A 17,816-nucleotide genomic window follows, 5' to 3' on the forward strand; every position below is an offset into this window, starting at 1 on the left:
CGTGACGCTTTGACTTGACGAGGGCCGGGATCAGCCAGTTCGTGTGGGCACCCGAGAGTGCTCGTGTACGAGCATGTTGCGCAGCGATCGCGAGCTGGAGATCGCGGCGACGGCCCCGGCGACAACTTCACACAGAGTGAAGATCAGTCGTGAGACGAGGGCGAGGCCTAGCGCGACACCGGTTTCCATGAACGGCGACAGAGCAGCGACGACTACGGCTTCGCGTACGCCGATGCCCGACGGAGCAACGAATACGAGTACGCCGGCGCACATGCCGAGGGCGAGTGCCCCGACGCACTGCCGCAGGCCGCCGAGGTGGAAGCCGGCGGAATTCGACGTGAGGATCCACAGGTGAATGCCGTAGAGAACCCAGCTCATCGCGCACCATCCGAGGGAGAGAGCGATCTTTCGCCTGTTCAGCGGTGCGGCGAGAGGTGGGCGTCGCAGGACCTTGAGGGCGACGTCGACGAGTCGAGTCAGTACGGGCGGGTATGCGCATGTGAGCGAGATGGGGACGAGGACAAGTACTGCGACGGCCGCCACCGTGCTGACTTGGAAGAGTGCTGGCAGCCCCAGCAGGCCTACGAACAGCGCTGATGTCGTGCTCAATCCAACCGTCACGAGTACGGCAGTGAATCCGGCGGCACGCGAGACGCCTGCACGGCGCACGAGTTCGGCCTGGAGTACGAAGGCCCACACGCTGCCGGGCAGGTACTTCGCGAGCTGTCCGACGAGGTAACACCGCGCAGCATCGAAAGCGGGTATCGGGTAGTCGAGGGCGCCGAGTGCGTGCTGCCAGGCCCGCACTGCCGCGCCCATCCCGAGGAACACGAACACTGTCGCCAGTACCAGGGACCCCACGTCGAGCGTGGAGAAGGTTCCACGCACGTCAGCCCACTGGGAGCGAACGGCGAGCACTATCGTCACCGCGATTGCGGCAGTCAGCACAACGCGGAGCATGGTCCCGGCGTGGGCGCGCAGTCCGTGCGGGGCGCCGGTCGGGGGATTGCTGGCCTTCATTCGACCAAGGGTTTCCCGGCCGTTTCACACCACTGCGTGAACATCGATGCAATGCTGGCCGAAAGAGTTGTTGGGTCAGGTAATTGCCCGACTGAATATGCCGAGTCGATAGCGGAGACGTCTGACTCGAGGTGGTCGTTGCGTTTCATGCCGAATACATTGGCGCCGATCAGCCGTACCGGATTCCCAGCGGCGGTGGCGAATGGCGGAACGTCTTTAACAACGACCGAGCCCATCCCGACCATTGCACCGGAACCGATTGTTCTTCGTTGATGCACCATGCTCCCGACACCCATGTTGCATCCATCGCCTACTATCACATGACCCGCGAAAACGACACCGGCCGCCGCAACTGTGCGTTCGCCCAGACGTACGTCGTGTTCCACCGAGACCCGATTCATGAGGAAGGAGTTCGGTCCGATCTCGGTGGTTCTCTCGCTACCTCGATGTACGACGCACATCTCGCGAAGAACGGTATTCTCGCCGACCAAGATCCCAGGCCCGTCGAGAGGTTCCGGCGTACCCGAGTGACTCCAGCCAAGAATCTCTGGAGGTGTACCCAACACGGCGTACGGGCCGATCCAGCTGTTGCTGCCGATTTGGAGGGGGCCCAGCAGAACCGCACCCGCGCCGATGACCACGGAATGTCCGATCTGGACGCCATCGCCGACGGACGCGGTCGGGTGTATGTGACAGTCCCTTCCCTGTGTGAACGGCATCGCGAACGACCTCCTGACGGTGAACGGTAGTCGACTCAATCGATCGAGTTGACCGTACTCGCCGGGCGCCATGTGACGTTACCGACCAGCAGGGCGTTAGTGTCAGCCAACCGCACTTCGACAAACCACGAGTCTGCATGCACGGGCGTGGTGGCCAGGGAGACTTCAGTGATAGCCATTTCAAGCGTCGAATTCGGCGAAGATGTCGAACGCGAGGTGCTCGACACCCTTCGGTCCGGCATCGTGGCTCAGGGGCCCAAGGTGCAGAAGCTTGAAGAGGCCTTCGCTGAGCTGATCGGAGCCCGCCATGCCGTCGCGGTGAACAACGGCACCACCGCGCTCGTTGCTGCTCTCCAGGTCCAGGATCTGGAGCCGGGTGACGAGGTACTGACGAGCCCGTTCACATTCGTCGCCACGGTGAACGCCATTCTCGAGGCAGGCGCCACCGTTCGGTTCGCCGATATCAGTGCCGCCGACTTCACGTTGGATGGGGCCGTTGTCGAGGAGCGCATCAGCGATCGCACGAAGGTGCTGCTGCCGGTCCATCTCTATGGTCAATCGGCCGACATGTCATCGCTGACCACTATTGCCCAGCGTCGTGGGCTCGGCATCGTCGAGGATGCAGCGCAGGCGCACGGAGCAACCTTCGATGGCCAGGGAGTAGGCACGTTCGGCCTTGGGTGTTTCTCGTTCTATGCCACGAAAAACCTCACCACGGGCGAGGGTGGCATGGTCACCACGAACGACGATGCGGTGGCCGATCGGCTGCGTGTACTACGCAACCAGGGCATGCGCGCGCGCTACCAGTACGAGATGGTCGGGCACAACTACCGGATGACCGATCTGCAGGCCAGTTTGGCGCTACCGCAGATTCCTCGTTACTCGCGGCAGGTCGACCAGAGGCGCCGAAATGCAGAAATGTTGACGACGGGTTTGAAGGACGTCGTCGGACTCACTCTTCCCGCCCAGCTACCGGGCCGCGAACATGTGTGGCATCAATACACCCTTCTAGTCGACGAGGCTGCCTCCATCGATCGATCAGAACTGTCATCGCGGCTGCAGGAGTCCGGGGTGGGCAGCGGTATCTACTACCCGCGAACGGCCTATGACTACGACTGCTACCGGGAGCATCCGCGTGTAATGATCGAACCGACTCCAGTCGCCACATCGGTGGCCGAGCGATGCCTGAGCATTCCAGTGCACGCGGCCTTGTCCGTGGACGATGTCGACGTCGTAGTAGGCGCTGTCCGTTCGGCGATGGGCCAGTGATGGCGCAACCGCGAGTTGCACTCGTCGGATCCGGGCGCATGGGCTCGTTGCACGCCCGCGTCATCAGCAACTCGGATCGTTGTGATCTGGCTGTTCTCGTCGAACCTCGGGAGGAGCAGGGGCGCTCGGTGGCTGCGCGATTCGGCTGCGAGTGGGCGCCCGATTTCGACGATCTCGACGGAATCGACGCGGTGGTGGTCGCGGCAGCGACCCCTGCGCATTACGACATCGCATCGCGGGTGCTGGATCTCGGGAAGCCACTCCTCGTGGAGAAGCCCCTGGCGGCAACCTACGAGCAGAGTGTGGCCTTGGTCGAGCGGTCGCGTGAGGCGGGCGTCCCGCTCATGTGCGGACTGCTCGAGCGGTTCAATCCTGCCGTACGCACCGCGCGTGAATTTGTCGGCGACGTGTGGCAGGTGATCGGGATCCGGCACTCACCGTTCGTGTCCCGTATCTCCACCGGTGTGGCGACAGATCTGCTGATCCATGATGTCGATCTTGCGATCTCCCTGATCGGGGCGGAACCCACGTCAGCGAAGGGCGAGTTCGGGTACTTTCACCCGTCGTCGCGCGAGAACGGTGCCGAGGATTGCGCGGACGCTGTATTGCGATTCGATACGGGTGCGGTGGCCACCATCTCGGCGAGCCGAGTGAGTCAGCGCAAAGTGCGCCAGCTGTCACTTCTCGAGGAGGAGCGACTCATCGAGATCGATCTGCTCCGCCGGGACATCACGGTCTACCGTCACATCTCGGACGACATGCCGTCGGATCGCGACGGTTACCAACAGCAGACGATCATCGAGATTCCGACGATTCAGTTCAGTGAAGAGCCGCTGTCGGCTCAGTTGAATCGCTTTCTGGATCTTGTCGGGGGCAGTGACGACGTCGACACCGAGCGAGCCTCGATTCTTCCCGCGCATCGCGCTGTCGATCAGGTGACGTCCACCGCGTCGCTCTGATCGCTTCGGTCGGGTGCGACCGACCGCCGACGTCGATCTACCAAGCCGACTGCGAGCGCCTGCCCCAAAGCAAGCACCAATCCTGCTGCAGCGAAAGCGATTCCGACGCTTTGACCAGGTGGGGAATACTCGATGACGGCCTCCCTGCCACCATCGGGGAGGTTCACCTGCAGAAGGCCGCCGTCGGTCGGGTCGACGTCCACGCTTTGTCCATCCACCGTGGCCGTCCATCCCGGCCAGGCGAGCAGCGCAAAGGTCGCGGTACCAGAGCCCGTATAGCGCAGGCTCTCTCGCGTGTCCGAGTCGGTCACGTCCGATATAACGGCCACGCCGTCGCCCAAGGCCGATAGTCGGCCGTTCGGCCACGGCAAGCCACGGATACGGCGTCCGATGGTCACGGGTCCGTCCGTAGTCACCGCCCAGTCAGATTCGGGGAGAGCGTCCAGCGCTCGTGGACCACCGTACGGTCCACTGTTCTGGACAACAATGGTCTCGAGTCTCAGCGCATCGATCCATGACACGTCGGTGCCTGGTGCGTCGCGTTGTAGTCGTTCGAGTGCGTCCGGACAGGTAACACCACCGTAGTAGTTCAGACACAGGGTCTCGACGAAGTCCGCGAAGCTGACTCCTGCGTAGCTGTTGACAGCCTGAACTCCGGCAGCCTGCCACTGGTTCCCGAAGATGACGGCACCCCATTGCGATGCAGGTGCATCGAGTGGAATGTTCTCCGGGTCGGCTATCGCGAACGTGTTGCCGATGTATCGGTTCTCCATACGGTCTTCGACGAAGGATGCCTGCCGGGGAAACAACCAGGGAGTTACGTTGTAGTTACCCGGAAACCACGCCGTCGTCTGAAGGGCGAGGAACGCGGACACGCCTACAGCAAGTGCTCCCACCATTGTGACCGAGCTGCGTCGCCACAAGAAGACGGCAGTGAACGCGAGGACGGAGGCGGTGGCAAGTGCGATCGCGTGATAGCCGATGTCCTGGGGCACGCTAGACCACGCCGAATAGAACTGGGTCACGAGGAGGCTTGCAGTGGCACCGACGCGGACGCGAATGTGGTTGCGGGCCATGCCGGCGCTCAGTGCGACGGCGAAAGCGACGATGACCGGCAACTGTGCGTACTCGAGCAAGCGGAGGGGCCATCGAAACAGCCAGAGCTGCGAAGGGCCTAGGAGAAGCGCGACGTAGATTCCGAAGAAGGTGACGAGAGAACTCAACGTCGCGCACGAAGAACGCAGCGTGCGCCACCTGATCCACGGGATCAGGGGAACGATGAACCACGCCAGATATCCCACCGGCATGGTCATGAACTCGGCGCCGAACGAGCTGATCATCGGCAGGCGCGATGGATTGCTCATATCGAGGACGTCACCCAGACCCGGCGCCAACATGCCGTTGTTCGAGACGCCGGATTGCGTGCGAACCGATACACCGGTGGTAAAGGCGAGTGGCAGATACACGATCAGCGACAACAGCAGTGACGCACCTCCCGCTACGAATATCCTCCCGATGCGTCCCCGGCGAGAAGTCAGCAGGTACTCGACGCCGACCGATAGATACACGACCGCGACGGCGACCGCCCCGTATGGGTTACCGGTGGTCAGAGCCAGTGCGGAGAATATAACTGCGATGAGCGGATTGACGCGACCCGCCGCCGTGCCGCGTACCGACCAGAACACGTGCGGTATCCAGGCGAAAGCGAACAGTCCTGAGGCCCAGCTGGATGCATCGAAATACAGGGTGTAGCCGGCGAAGGGCAACGCGTACCCCGCGATGAAAGCCATGGGTTTTGTCGCACCGAACTGGCGGGCGAGAATGTAAGTACCCACCGCGAGGATCGTGAGGAACGCGAGCTTGATCAGCGTGAGTCCGATCGCCATGTTCGGTACGGACGCGATGAAGATCGAACCCGCCAACAACACGGGGTTGTAAAGGCCGTACAGGGCCTCGGCGGTGATGTTCCCGCCCGCCCACATCTCCGGCACGATGGTGGGCCACGTTCCGGCCAGCAGTTTCTCGCCAATCACTGCCCAGCCCGGTGCAAACGCCGCTGCGCTGTCGTCCCAGTAGTAGAACCACCTGTTGGCGATGAGAGGTATTGCAGCCGTCACCGCGACGAGGGCTGCCAGAAGCAGCGGCGGCAGAACGCGGGTGGCTAGCGGTCGTGCAGTCTTCACGAAACACCTTCGATGAGCCGATCATGTCGGCGGGCATGGTCAATGGCAGCGTAGTGTTCGTCCCCGGAAGTCGTAGCCGAGTGCATCGAGAGGACCCCGTGTCTACCGTGCCGTCCGACCGGCCGTCGTCAGGTCCCAGGTCTGTCGAACTGTCCGTGGTGATTCCCGCGCACAACTCGGCAGCGGTCATCGAATCCACTGTGAACGCCTTCGCTGACTATCTGGGGAACCGCGACGCAGAGATCATCGTGGTGGAGAACGGTTCGACGGATGAGACCGCTCACGTGTGCGACAAACTTTTGAACGGGTGGTCCGGGCCGGTTCGACTCATCGTCATCGCATCGACCAAGGGAATGGGCAACGCGCTGCGGACTGGAATAGCTCGTTCGGTCGGTGCGCGGGTTCTGTTGACGGCGGACGATCTTCCGTTCGGTTTCGACGATCTGGACGGGGCATACCGACACACCGGTGGCCTTCCGCCCGTGGCGATCGGATCGAAGGCGCACTCCGCATCGGTGGTGCAACGCGGTCTGGCCCGCTCGGTGTTGACCCGCGGATTCACGGCGTTGCGACGCATCGTCCTCGGAACACGAACCAAGGACCCGCAGGGCACGTTCCTCGTGGACGGCCTGCTTCTCCGAGCGTTGGCACCGGCTCTCACCGAGCCCGGTTTCTTGTTCACCACGGAACTGGATTACGCGGTGGAACTGGCGGGTTTGAGGCCTCTCGAATTGCCGGTTCGTTTGTCCGCGAGCCATCGGGATCAGCCCAGCCGGGTCGCCGGATCCGACATCGTTGCTATGGGACGTGGTCTGCTCGCACTGCGAAGCAGAAGAGCAGAACTGCTGGAGGCGGCGACGTCCGCGGGTGCCGGAGCCCGACCAACGAACTAGGCGCAGCGTCCAGCACGTGCCGTCACCTCTCGAACAGACGCGTCCAATTGTCACGACTTACCATGACAGGGAATTGGTTCTTGTAGCTGACTTGGATCTTCCGTGCATCGCGCCGCAAGGTCCACAATGCGCGAAAGCCTCGAATCGCCAGACTTCTGGCAAGTTCCTTGTTCCGTCTCCTCACCCGTACACCCTCCTGAGAGGCGTCGGTCACGATCGCGTGGCCGAACAGTGAGACATGCCACCACAAGGCGTCCTTGCTGGCGATGGCAACCGGGTGGGGAACTACGGTTCCACGCCATTGCTGTAGAACGCGCTTGGCGAGAACCGCGCCCTCCAGCTTCGGCCACGGCGCCGCCTTGGCGATCTGATAGTCGGCGCTTCGCAGATCAGGAACAGACGCGGACGGGTGCCGCTTCGTCTCGTCGAAGTGCGCGCGCTCCCGACGGATGTCAACGGCAGCCGCGACGCCTCCGTCGTTGAAGGCCCGCGGGCCGGATATGAAGTCCTCGATGGCCTTGATCTGCGTCATCGCCAATCCGTACTGCATGCCCACCAGGAACCGCAGTAAATCCTTGGAAAGACTGCGGAACAGGGCGGGTCCGTCGAACTCACTGTGCAGTGCGGCGACGAGCAGCCCGTTGCGGATGTTGAAATATCGGTGCCACTCGTCCCAGTCCTTCCAGGTGAAATCGGCGTGCCATACACCTGCGCCGGGCAGCGTGACGGTGGCGAAGCCGTGTCCGCGGGCGCGGATCGCGTACTCGACATCGTCCCACTGAAAGAACAGGGGCAGCGGATAACCCTGTGCAGCAATGATTTCTGACGGAATGAGGCACGTCCACCAGCCGTTGTAGCCGGCATCGACGCGAACGTCTTGCTTCTTCTTCACGACGCTGGCGTCCACGAGGGCGTTGGCGGCTGGAATGCCCACGGCGGGACCGGTGAGGTCTGCGTGCTCGGCGCCGACCAGGATGCGGTCCGGGTGAAACAGCCCGAGCATCTGTGCACCGACGATTGTGGGTTCGACAGTGAGGTTGGCGAATGCGTTGAGCCGCAACACAGTCTCGGGCTCGCACAGTATGTCGTCGTCCATCAGCACGACGTTCGCATGGTCAGCGCCGACGACGTCGGTCACCTCGTACATCCCGCGCGTGAAGCCGCCGGCGCCGCCCAGGTTGGGTTGGCGAATGTAGACCAACTTGGTACCGAGATACGATGCCACGTCACGGAATTTGTCCCGCGTTTCGACCGGGTCTGTTCCCTGGTCGACGACGAATACCGCGTCGACGCCGGCCATGACGGCGTCGTCTCGCCCAAGCGCGTCGACAGTGGTGGCGCAATCGTCGGCGCGATTGAACGTGCACACCACAACTGCGGCCGGGCGTATCGAAGCAGGGGGATTCACGGTCCATTCCAGGTCTTCGACCGCCAGAGGCAGCTTCGCGGTGTCCATGCGAAGCCACAGACCACCGCCGTCGACGAACCGATCGAGGTCGGCGTTCAATTCGGCGACACCGTCGCCGTCTACCGTGATCGCATCGATGGTGCGTTCGCGTCCATCCGTGTCGGAGGCGACGAGTGCGATGCGCCCGGATCCGGAATAGGTCATGGTGGTTCGCACCGCTGTGATCGCAGTCCAGCGCTGCCAGTAGCTGGCGGGGAAGCGACCGAAGTACGAGTTGGTCTCCACCCGCGCGTGAGGGTCGATGTCGATTCGGTATCTCGATCTACGGGCGAAACCGGATATCACTTCTGCATAGAGGTCGTCGTCGATGAGCGGAGACGGCCCTGCGAAAAGGCCACGCTGTACGACGAATCGCGACCTGGCATCGTGCTCGACCATTGTCGAGCGGACCGCATCGGTGCCGTGTCGGACGATGTCGGGTGCTCCAGCCATGAGTTCTCCATAATTCGAGCCACATCAGCCGGCTCATTTTGCGTCGTGTGAATCCGTGCCCGATCTCGCGGCGCGGGCTTTGCCGTGAACCACTCTAACGGCACGCGCTTCCGCACTGGACACCACGCGCTCAGGTGAGCTTGACCGCGACCTGCTCGTTGTTGGACGTGTACGCGAGGTACTCGAACGTCACCCCGGTGCGGTGGACGAACTCGGTCCACGCCTTGTACTCGTGCAGGGCCCAGCCGGGGAAGTTGAAGAACTCGTCGAACACGATGACGGTGCCCGGCACCAGTCGTGACTCGAGACGACGCAGGACGAAGTCGGTCGACGAGTACAGGTCGGCGTCGAGGTGCAGGAACGCGACCGGGCCGCGGTTCTTCGACAGGAACGGCCCGAGGGTCTGCTGGAACATGCCCTTCACCAGGTGCGCTCCCGGAACGTCCGGTAGAGCGTCCTGAGCGAAGGTCCCGGCCTCGAAGCCGGTGCGCCAGTCCTCCGGCAGGCCCTCGAAGGTGTCGAAGCCGGCGATGACTCCGACGTTGGCGGCGCGGCGCCACTCGTCGACGATGATCGCCAGCGTGGTCCCGGTAGCGACCCCGAACTCGAGTGCCATGCCGTCGTTGGACACCGCACCCAGGGCGTGCCGCAACGTGAGGTCGGGACGGGTGAACGACGGCGTCCGCGGGAGGTGGTCCTCCACGAAGTCGGCACTCGAGGCGGTGGCCTCGAGGTCCGAGGCGAACGGGATGTCGCGGCGCATCCGGAACTCCAGCGTGGTGATGGATTCCTGGAGGTCGGCGATCGTCTTCGCCTGACCCGTGATCAGGTCTATCAACTCACTGTGACGACGGTCGGCCTCGGGTGCCACGGCGTCCTGGACTGCCTGCACGACCTTGCCCCGCGCCGAGGCTCTGACGCGTCGGCTCCACCGCATCACCCGCACCGTCCACTCGTCATGGGGACATACCGTAGTTCAGGGTTTGCGGAAGTACTCATCCCGGCCGAACTTGCGCAGACGCAACCACTCGCGCAGGCCGCGGAGGTCCCGTCGTGTGACCACGAAGTACCACCCGAAGCGCACCCATTCCTGCGGGAGAAGCTTGCGCATGCCGGGTTGAGCCATCAGGTATCCGCGGTTGCGGTAGGTGAAGTAGCGCTTGGTGGCGTCGTCCGGATACTGCGTGTGCATCCGGCCGCCGAGGATCGGCTTGAATTCGTCGGCGCCGTTCGGATGCAGGTACGCGGTCTGCAGGCACGTGCCGAAAGCCAGCCCCGAGCGTGTGAGGCGACGGTGGATCTCGACCTCGTCGCCGCGGACGAAGAGCCGGAGGTCGGGGACACCGACGGCGTCGATCGCAGCGGCCGAGAACAGCGCACCGTTGAACAACGACGCGTAGGACGGCAACAACTCCTCGTCACCGAGTTCCGACCGCCACCGTCGCCACGCGGTGCCGCGTCGCAGCGGGAACGCGAGGTGATCGGGATCGTCGATGTCGCACACGACGGGGGAGACCTCGTCGAGGCCGTGGCGCACCGCGCAGTCGAGGAGCGTGGCGAGGACGTCCGGCCCCTCCGGCCTGCCGTCGTCGTCGGCGAGCCATACCCGCTCGGCACCGAGGGACAGCGCGTGCAGCATCCCCAGCGCGAAGCCGCCGGCCCCACCGAGGTTGTGCTTGCTCCCGAGGTAGGTGGTCGGCACGGCCGCGCTCTCGACGAGCTCGCGGACCGCGGTCTCGTTCGCGTTGTCCACCACGATCAGATGGTCGAGCGGACGGGTCTGCGACGTCAGGACGGCGAGGGACTGGGCCAGCAGCTCGCGGCGCCGGTGGGTGACCACCACGCCGACGATGAACTCAGGCATGCGGGTCGTGATCGGCCTGGCCACGATCCGCGGCCTCCAGCTCACGAATGACGTGCGCGACATGGTCTCCCGCGTCGTCGCCCTCGTACGACCGCACGACCTCCTCGATGCCGCCCTGCTGCCGCACGTGGCCGTGATCGATCCACATCGCGGAATCGCAGAGCTGGGCGAGGAACTCGTTGGAGTGCGAGGCGAAGACGAGGATGCCCGAGCGCTGCACGAGCTTCTGCAGACGAGTGCGCGCCTTCTTCATGAACTCGGCGTCGACCGCGCCGATGCCTTCGTCGAGCAGCAGGATCTCGGGGTCGATGCTCGTGACGACGCCCATGGCGATGCGCACCCGCATGCCCGTCGAGTAGGTGCGCAGCGGCATGTCGAGGTACTCGCCGAGCTCGGTGAAGTCGGCGATCTCGTCGATCTTCGACATCATCTGCTTGCGTGTCTGGCCGAGGAACAGGCCGCGGATGATGATGTTCTCGTAGCCGGAGATCTCCGGGTCCATGCCGACGCCCAGGTCGAAGACCGGCGCGACGCGACCCCGCACGACGGCACTGCCGCGGGTGGGTTCGTAGATGCCCGCCAGCAGGCGCAGGAGCGTCGACTTGCCCGCACCGTTGTGGCCGACCAGTCCGACGCGGTCGCCCTCCTTCAGTGAGAGCGTGATGTCGCGCAGCGCCTCCACGACGACGACGTCACTACTGTTGCGTCCGATGGTGCCGCCGGCCTTGCCGAGGAACGCCTTCTTCAGCGACCGGGTCTTGGCGTCGAAGATGGGGAAGTCGACGCACGCGCCGTGCGTCTCGATGCTGACTGTCATGTGTGTCTCGTCCGATCAGACCCAGTAGGGCACGCGGGCCCGGAACGTACGCATCGCCACCATGGTGACGGCCAGGCCGACCACGGTGAACGCCAGCACGATGTACCAGTGGTACGCCTGCTGGTCCTCGCCGATCAGGGGCGCGCGCAGGATGTCGAGGTAGTGGAACAGCGGATTGATCTCCACCAGCCGCGCGCGGTCCGCCGCGGCCCCGCCCATCTTCTGCAGATTCGCCGTGGTCCACACGATCGGCGTCATGAAGAACAGCAGCGTGACGACGCTGCCGAGGATCGGGGCCAGGTCGCGGTAGCGGGTGGCGATGATGCCGAAGAGCAGTGACACCCACACCATGTTGACGACGATCAGGCCGAACGCCGGGATCGCCATGACGATGGTCCAGTGCAGGTCGGGACGGAACACCGCGAGCATGATCAGGTAGATCAGCATGTTGTGGCCGAGGAGCAGCACCTGGCGCCACACGAGCCGATAGATGTGCACGCTCAGTGCCGACGGCAGTTGCTTGATCAGGCCCTCATTGGCCACGAAGACGTCGGCGCCCTCGAGGATCGACGCGCTGATGAGGTTCCAGATGATGAGCCCGACGGTGACGTGGGGCAGGAACGACTTCAGGTCGATGTCGAGGAGGACCGAGTACAGCAGACCCATCGCGACGGCCTGCACACCCGTGGCGATGGTGATCCAGAACGGGCCGATGACGGAACGCCGGTACCGCTGCTTGATGTCCTGCCATCCGAGGCTCAGCCACAGCTCACGCTGGGCGTAGCCCTGCCGGAGATCGCGGACGGCCCGGCGGAACGTCTGCGAATCGGACGCGGGTGCATCCCCGGAGTTCGAGTCCCCGGTGTTCGAGTCGATCGCTGGTGCTGCCACGACCGACGACCCTACAGACGAGAACCGTCAGAGGTACTGGCCGGTGCCCTGCCCGTGCTGGCCCTGACCGCCGCCGCCGATGGACACACCGGGAGGAAGTGCACCCTGGCGCATCTGCTCGAGCTGGGCGCGCGCCGCCATCTGCTGGGCGAAGAGTGCCGTCTGGATGCCGTGGAACAGTCCCTCCAGCCAGCCCACCAGTTGTGCCTGGGCGATGCGGAGCTCGGCGTCGGACGGCACCGCGTCCTCGCCGAAGGTGAACGCCAGGCGCTGGAGCTCGTCGCGCAACTCCGGCGCGAGTCCCTGCTCGAGCTCACGGATGGAGGAGGTGTGGATCTCCTTGAGGCGGGTGCGGCTGGCGTCGTCCAGCGGTGCCGCGCGCACCTCCTCGAGGAGCTGCTTGATCATGGTGCCGATGCGCATGACCTTGGCGGGTTGCTCGACCATGTCCGCCAGCGATTCCTGGTCGTCGCCGTCCGACGAGTCGCCGGCCCCGGTGACGTTCGCGCGGGCCGCGGCGGCCGCCGCCTCGCGGGGACTGAGCGCGATCGGCTGCCCGTCCGGACCGATGACGACGACGTGGTCGGCGCTGTCGTCCGCGCGGCCGCCGTCCGAGTTCTGCTCGTGTGAAGACGTCATGTCTCCATCTTGACCCGGGTCGCTCACCAGGGTGGGGTCCGGGGCGTGCCCGTGCGTGCCCGCCCTGTCGCCGTCGGCGCCTAGAGTGTGCGGCATGACCTACGACGTCGCCCGCGTACGAGGGCTGTTTCCCTCGCTCGGCGACGGCTGGATCCACCTCGATCCGCAGCTGGGCATGCAGATCCCCGACCGGGTGGCCACGGCCGTGTCCACCACCTTCCGCGGGACCGCATCGACGCACATCGGTCGGCACCCCTACGCGCAGCGCAGCGCGAAGGTCGCCGACGATGCTCGGCAGGCCGTCGCAGATCTGGTCGGTGGATCCCCCGAGGGCGTGGTCCTCGGTCCGGACCACGGCATCCTCCTGACCGCTCTCGCGGAAGCCCTCAGCACGCGTCTCGGCCTCGGTACGGGCATCGTCCTGTCCCGGCTGGACGACGAGGCGAACGTGGCACCGTGGCTGCGCATCGCCAATCGGTACGGCGCCCAGGTGCAGTGGGCCGAGGTGGACATCGAGACGTGCGAGCTCCCCAGTTGGCAGTTCGGGGAACTCATCGCGGCGAACACTCGGCTCGTCGCGCTGACCGCGGCGTCGACGGTGGTGGGGTCGGCCCCCGACGTCCGTGTCGCCGCCGACCTCGTGCACGACGCCGGCGGGTTGCTGGTCGTCGACGCGGTGGGTGCGGCCCCCTACGCGGTGCTCGACATCGAGGAATTCCGGGCGGACGTCGTCGCCGTCAACGCCGCGGCCTGGGGTGGGCCTCGCGTCGGAGCGCTGGTGTTCCGGGACCCCGAGCTGCTCGACCGGTTGCCGTCGCAGGCGCTCGACACCGATGCGAAGGGTCCGGCGCGGCTCGAGGTCGCCGGTCTGCACTACTCACTGCTCGCGGGGATGACCGCGTCCGTCGACTGTCTCGCCGCCCTCGACGAGAACGCGAGCGGGACACGCCGACAGCGTCTCGAGATGTCCATCGGCTCGCTGCAGGACTATCAGGATCGGCTCTTCGCGTACCTGCAGGAGCGCGTGGCGGCACTGCCGCACGTCATGGCCATCGGTCAGGCGTCCAGCCGCATCCCGTGCCTGAGCATCAGCGTGGACGGCGTCGACTCCGACAAGGTGGCGGCGCGTCTGGCGGACAACAGGATCGACGTGGTCGGTGGCCTGCACGGCGGCAGCCGCCTGCTCGAGTCGCTGGGTGTCGCCGATGCCGGTGGCGCGATCACGGTGGGGCTGGCCCCGTACACGACGCGGCACGAGATCGACCAGCTCGTCACGGTTCTCGAGACGCTGACCTGACCCGCGCCCGTCAGCGGACGCGCAGGATCACCTTGCCCACCGTGGCGTGGTCGTCCAGCATGCGATGAGCCTGCGGTGCGTCCGATACCGGCACCTCCGCGTGCACGACGGGCACGACCGCACCGTCGGCGATCATCGGCCACACGTGCTCGCGGACCTGGCGCACGATGTCGGCCTTGCCGCCCGGGCCGGTGAGGGGGCGCGCCCGCAACCCGGCGCAGTGCACACTGCCGCGCTTGGCCATCAGCGCGCCGAAGTCGAACTCGGCCACCCGGCCGCCCTGCATGCCGATCGTGACCAGGCGGCCGTCCATCGCGAGCGCAGAGATGTTGGGAGAGAGGTACTTCGCGCCCATGTTGTCGAGAATGACGTCGGCTCCGTGCCCGTCCGTCGCGGACCGTAACTCCTCGGTGAAGTCCGAGGTCTTGTAGTCGATGAGGATGTCCGCGCCGAACGACCGGCAGATCTCGAGCTTCTCCGCCGAGCCGGCGGTCACCGCGACGCGCGCGCCGAGGGCCTTCGCCACCTGGATGGCGTGCGTGCCGATGCCGCTGCCACCGCCGTGGATCAACAACGTGTCCCCGGCGGACAGCCCGGCGTACATGACGACGTTGGACCACACCGTGCACGCGACCTCGGGCAGCGATGCGGCCACGTGCAGGTCGAGCCCGTCGGGAACGGGCAGCACCTGTCCGGCCGGCACCACCACCTGCTCGGCGTAGCCACCGCCAGCGAGTAGCGCGCAGACCCGGTCGCCGACCTTCCACGCGGTGACGTCGTCGCCGACCTCCGCGATCACACCGGAGCATTCGAGCCCGAGCACGTCGGAGGCGCCGGCAGGCGGCGGGTAGTTGCCCTGCCGTTGCTGCAGATCGGCGCGGTTGACGGCGGATGCGGACACCGAGATCAGGACCTCGCCCGGGCCGGGCACCGGATCGGGTACCTCGGTCCAGACCATGACCTCCGGGTCGCCGTACTCGGTCAGCGTGATGGCATGCACGTCTCGATCGTATGCCGCCCTCAGATACGGGAGGGTTCCTCCCACAGGTTGATCCCGGCCTCGGTGGCGTGTTCGTCGATGCGGCTCAGTTCGTCGTCGTCGAAGCGGAGTCGCGCGAGTGCACCCACGTTGTCGTCGAGCTGCTCGACGGACGAGGCGCCGATCAGCACCGTCGTGACCCGCGGGTCGCGCAGCGCCCACGCCAACGACATCTGGGCGAGCGACTGCCCCCGCGCCGCGGCGATGTCGTTCAGCGCGTTCAGATGCCCGCGCATGTCCTCGGTCAGCCACTCGGGATCGAACGACTTCCCCTGTGCCGCGCGCGACTCGTCGGGGATTCCGCCGAGGTACTTGTCGGTCAGCATGCCCTGCGCGAGAGGGGAGAACGCGATCACGCCGACTCCCAGCTCGTCGACGGCCGGCAGTAGATCGGACTCGATCCAGCGATTGAGCATCGAGTAACTCGGCTGGTGGATCAGCAGTGGCACTCCCGCATCGGACAGCAGTGCCGCCATCTGGCGGGTGCGCGCCGCCGAGTACGAGCTGATGCCCACGTAGCGCGCCTTGCCCTGCTCGACGGCACTGACCAGCGCGCCCGCGGTCTCCTCGACAGGTGTGTCCTTGTCGGGGCGGTGGCTGTAGAAGATGTCGACGCTGTCGAGCCCCATGCGCTCGAGTGAGCGGTCCAGTGAGCTCAGCAGGTACTTGCGCGACCCGCCGAAGCCGTACGGGCCCGGCCACATGTCCCACCCCGCCTTCGTCGAGATGACCAGCTCGTCGCGGTACGGCCCGAAGTCCTCCCGCAGGATGCGGCCGAAGTTGATCTCCGCGCTGCCGTACGGCGGCCCGTAGTTGTTGGCGAGATCGAAGTGGGTGATGCCGAGGTCGAACGCCCGGCGGAGGACGGCGCGCTGGGTGGCGAGCGGCACGTCGTCACCGAAGTTGTGCCACAGCCCCAGCGAGATGGCGGGCAGCTTCAGTCCGCTCTCACCGGTACGGCGGTAGGGCATCGCGGTCGGGCGGTCGGTGTCGTAGCGGTCGGGGGAGGCGACATAGGGATCCGGCATGGCGCCATCCTGCCGGACATGTGACGCTCACCAGCGTGAAATCGTGTTGCCGGGCGTGCGCGTTCGCTAGCGTTTGCGTGTGAGCACTTTCGGCAACTTCCAGAACGAGATCTACCTGACCGGGCTCGGCGGCACGACCCCCGACCTGCCGATGACGGCCGACGGTCTCGAGGAGCGGGCGCGCGAGACGCTGTCCGCGGCCGCCTTCGCGTACATCGCCGGTAGTGCGTCCACGGAACGCACGGCGCGTGGGAACGTCGACGCGTTCGCCGCCCGCAGGATCGTTCCCCGGATGTGGCGCGGGGCCAGCGCACCGGACGCCCGCGACCTGTCGGTGACCGTGCTGGGGACCACCCTCGCCGCACCGGTGCTCACCGCGCCCATCGGCGTCCTCGGCATGGTGCACCCCGCGGCGGAACCCGCCGTCGGGTCGGCCGCCGCCGAGCTGGGGATCGGCTCGGTGCTGTCCACCGCGTCGTCCACTCCGCTCGAGGACGTCGCGGCGGAGTCCGGCGAGAACTGGTGGTACCAGCTGTACTGGCCGTCGGACGACGGCGTCGCGGAGTCACTGGTGCGTCGTGCCACCGCGGCGGGAGCGAAGGTCATCGTCGTCACGGCGGACACCCCCGGCATCGGGTGGCGTCCGCGCGATCTCTCGCTCGGTCATCTGCCCTTCCTCCGCGCCGAGGGCATCGCGAACTACCTGTCCGATCCGGTCTTTCGCTCACGCCTGGCGTCGCCTCCCGAGGAGAGTGCCGAGGCGCTGCAGATCGCGGTGCTCACCTGGGTCGGCATGTTCGGCAACCACACGCTCCGCCCGTCCGACGTCGCGCGGGTGCGTGAGTGGACGCATCTGCCCGTCGTGGTCAAGGGGATCCTGCATCCCGACGATGCCCGTGCCGTCGTCGACGCGGGTGCCGACGGCGTCGTCGTCTCCAATCACGGTGGGCGACAGGTGGACAACTCGATCGCCGCGCTCGACGCGCTCGAACCCGTCGCCGCGGCCGTCGGCGATCACGCGACCGTGCTGCTCGATTCCGGTGTCCGCTCCGGCGCCGACGTGGTGGTCGCGCTGGCCCTCGGCGCCGACGCGGTGTTCTACGGGCGGCCGTGGGTGTACGGCCTGGGACTCGCGGGCCGGGAGGGTGTCGTCCATGCGCTGCGGTGCCTGCTGGGCGACCTCGACATCACCATGGGACTGGCCGGGCTGTCGTCGGTCACCGAGGTGGACGGGTCGATTCTGTACCGGTCCTGAAGATACGCAGGTCGGCACGCGCGGGGGTCACCTAGGTCTAGCC

At 65.8% G+C, this 17,816-nt stretch carries 16 protein-coding genes; 5 read left to right on the forward strand and 11 right to left on the reverse strand.

From position 1 onward, the window contains the following. Positions 1-30: 30 nt before the first annotated feature. Together HQ306_RS19995 and HQ306_RS20000 are read right to left on the reverse strand one after the other, a co-directional pair. Entirely contained in the window at positions 31-1,020 is a 990-nt protein-coding gene (locus HQ306_RS19995; protein ID WP_222633257.1) for a lysylphosphatidylglycerol synthase transmembrane domain-containing protein, read from the reverse strand. Beyond that, positions 1,017-1,739 (reverse strand): acyl-ACP--UDP-N- acetylglucosamine O-acyltransferase, encoded by a 723-nt coding sequence (locus HQ306_RS20000; protein ID WP_222633258.1) that lies wholly within the window; start codon positions 1,737-1,739, stop codon positions 1,017-1,019. The genes HQ306_RS19995 and HQ306_RS20000 overlap by 4 nt, the downstream gene beginning before the upstream one ends. A 168-nt stretch (positions 1,740-1,907) precedes the next feature. Here HQ306_RS20000 and HQ306_RS20005 point away from each other — a divergent pair, with 168 nt between their 5' ends. Both HQ306_RS20005 and HQ306_RS20010 read left to right on the forward strand, forming a co-directional pair. Further along, positions 1,908-3,008 (forward strand): DegT/DnrJ/EryC1/StrS aminotransferase family protein, encoded by a 1,101-nt coding sequence (locus tag HQ306_RS20005; protein WP_222633259.1) that lies wholly within the window; start codon positions 1,908-1,910, stop codon positions 3,006-3,008. Further along, a complete protein-coding gene (locus tag HQ306_RS20010; protein WP_222633260.1) occupies positions 3,008-3,967 on the forward strand; it encodes a Gfo/Idh/MocA family protein in 960 nt (319 codons plus the stop codon). Before HQ306_RS20005 ends, HQ306_RS20010 begins: the two co-directional genes overlap by 1 nt. Here HQ306_RS20010 and HQ306_RS20015 read toward each other — a convergent pair. Continuing rightward, on the reverse strand, positions 3,940-6,150 hold the full coding sequence (locus tag HQ306_RS20015; protein ID WP_222633261.1) for a hypothetical protein: 2,211 nt from the start codon (positions 6,148-6,150) through the stop codon (positions 3,940-3,942). The genes HQ306_RS20010 and HQ306_RS20015 overlap by 28 nt on opposite strands. A gap of 158 nt (positions 6,151-6,308) precedes the next feature. Here HQ306_RS20015 and HQ306_RS20020 point away from each other — a divergent pair, with 158 nt between their 5' ends. Next, the gene (locus HQ306_RS20020; protein WP_308116128.1) at positions 6,309-7,043 is read left to right on the forward strand and encodes a glycosyltransferase; all 735 of its coding nucleotides are present in this window, start codon (positions 6,309-6,311) and stop codon (positions 7,041-7,043) included. A 22-nt stretch (positions 7,044-7,065) separates the two neighbouring features. Here HQ306_RS20020 and HQ306_RS20025 read toward each other — a convergent pair whose 3' ends face one another. The 6 genes from HQ306_RS20025 to HQ306_RS20050 all read right to left on the reverse strand — a co-directional run bounded on the left by HQ306_RS20025 (position 7,066) and on the right by HQ306_RS20050 (position 13,154). Continuing rightward, on the reverse strand, positions 7,066-8,943 hold the full coding sequence (locus HQ306_RS20025) for a glycosyltransferase (protein WP_222633263.1): 1,878 nt from the start codon (positions 8,941-8,943) through the stop codon (positions 7,066-7,068). A gap of 130 nt (positions 8,944-9,073) precedes the next feature. Beyond that, positions 9,074-9,880 carry a class I SAM-dependent methyltransferase gene (locus HQ306_RS20030; RefSeq protein ID WP_222633264.1) on the reverse strand — a complete coding sequence of 269 codons (807 nt, stop codon included), beginning with the start codon at positions 9,878-9,880 and terminating at the stop codon, positions 9,074-9,076. Positions 9,881-9,919: 39 nt separating this feature from the next. Continuing rightward, entirely contained in the window at positions 9,920-10,807 is an 888-nt protein-coding gene (locus HQ306_RS20035; RefSeq protein ID WP_222633265.1) for a glycosyltransferase, read from the reverse strand. Beyond that, positions 10,800-11,624 carry an ABC transporter ATP-binding protein gene (locus tag HQ306_RS20040; protein WP_056443150.1) on the reverse strand — a complete coding sequence of 275 codons (825 nt, stop codon included), beginning with the start codon at positions 11,622-11,624 and terminating at the stop codon, positions 10,800-10,802. The genes HQ306_RS20035 and HQ306_RS20040 overlap by 8 nt, the downstream gene beginning before the upstream one ends. A gap of 15 nt (positions 11,625-11,639) precedes the next feature. Next, positions 11,640-12,515, reverse strand: a complete 876-nt coding sequence (locus HQ306_RS20045) for an ABC transporter permease (protein ID WP_222633266.1) — start codon at positions 12,513-12,515, stop codon at positions 11,640-11,642. 27 nt (positions 12,516-12,542) lie between these two features. Beyond that, positions 12,543-13,154, reverse strand: a complete 612-nt coding sequence (locus HQ306_RS20050) for a bacterial proteasome activator family protein (RefSeq protein WP_222633267.1) — start codon at positions 13,152-13,154, stop codon at positions 12,543-12,545. A 94-nt stretch (positions 13,155-13,248) separates the two neighbouring features. Between HQ306_RS20050 and HQ306_RS20055 the strand changes: the two genes are divergently transcribed. Beyond that, on the forward strand, positions 13,249-14,451 hold the full coding sequence (locus HQ306_RS20055) for a cysteine desulfurase-like protein (protein WP_222633268.1): 1,203 nt from the start codon (positions 13,249-13,251) through the stop codon (positions 14,449-14,451). A gap of 10 nt (positions 14,452-14,461) precedes the next feature. On the opposite strand, the gene HQ306_RS20060 is transcribed toward HQ306_RS20055, so the two are convergent. Then, a complete protein-coding gene (locus HQ306_RS20060) occupies positions 14,462-15,451 on the reverse strand; it encodes an NAD(P)H-quinone oxidoreductase (protein WP_222633269.1) in 990 nt (329 codons plus the stop codon). A 20-nt stretch (positions 15,452-15,471) separates the two neighbouring features. Further along, entirely contained in the window at positions 15,472-16,518 is a 1,047-nt protein-coding gene (gene mgrA / locus HQ306_RS20065) for an L-glyceraldehyde 3-phosphate reductase (protein ID WP_204869541.1), read from the reverse strand. A gap of 79 nt (positions 16,519-16,597) precedes the next feature. On the opposite strand from mgrA, the gene HQ306_RS20070 reads away from it, so the two are divergent. Further along, entirely contained in the window at positions 16,598-17,773 is a 1,176-nt protein-coding gene (locus HQ306_RS20070) for an alpha-hydroxy-acid oxidizing protein (protein ID WP_308115535.1), read from the forward strand. Positions 17,774-17,816 lie beyond the last annotated feature (43 nt).

The organism is Rhodococcus sp. BP-160 (assembly GCF_019836205.1).
Lineage (GTDB): Bacteria > Actinomycetota > Actinomycetes > Mycobacteriales > Mycobacteriaceae > Rhodococcoides.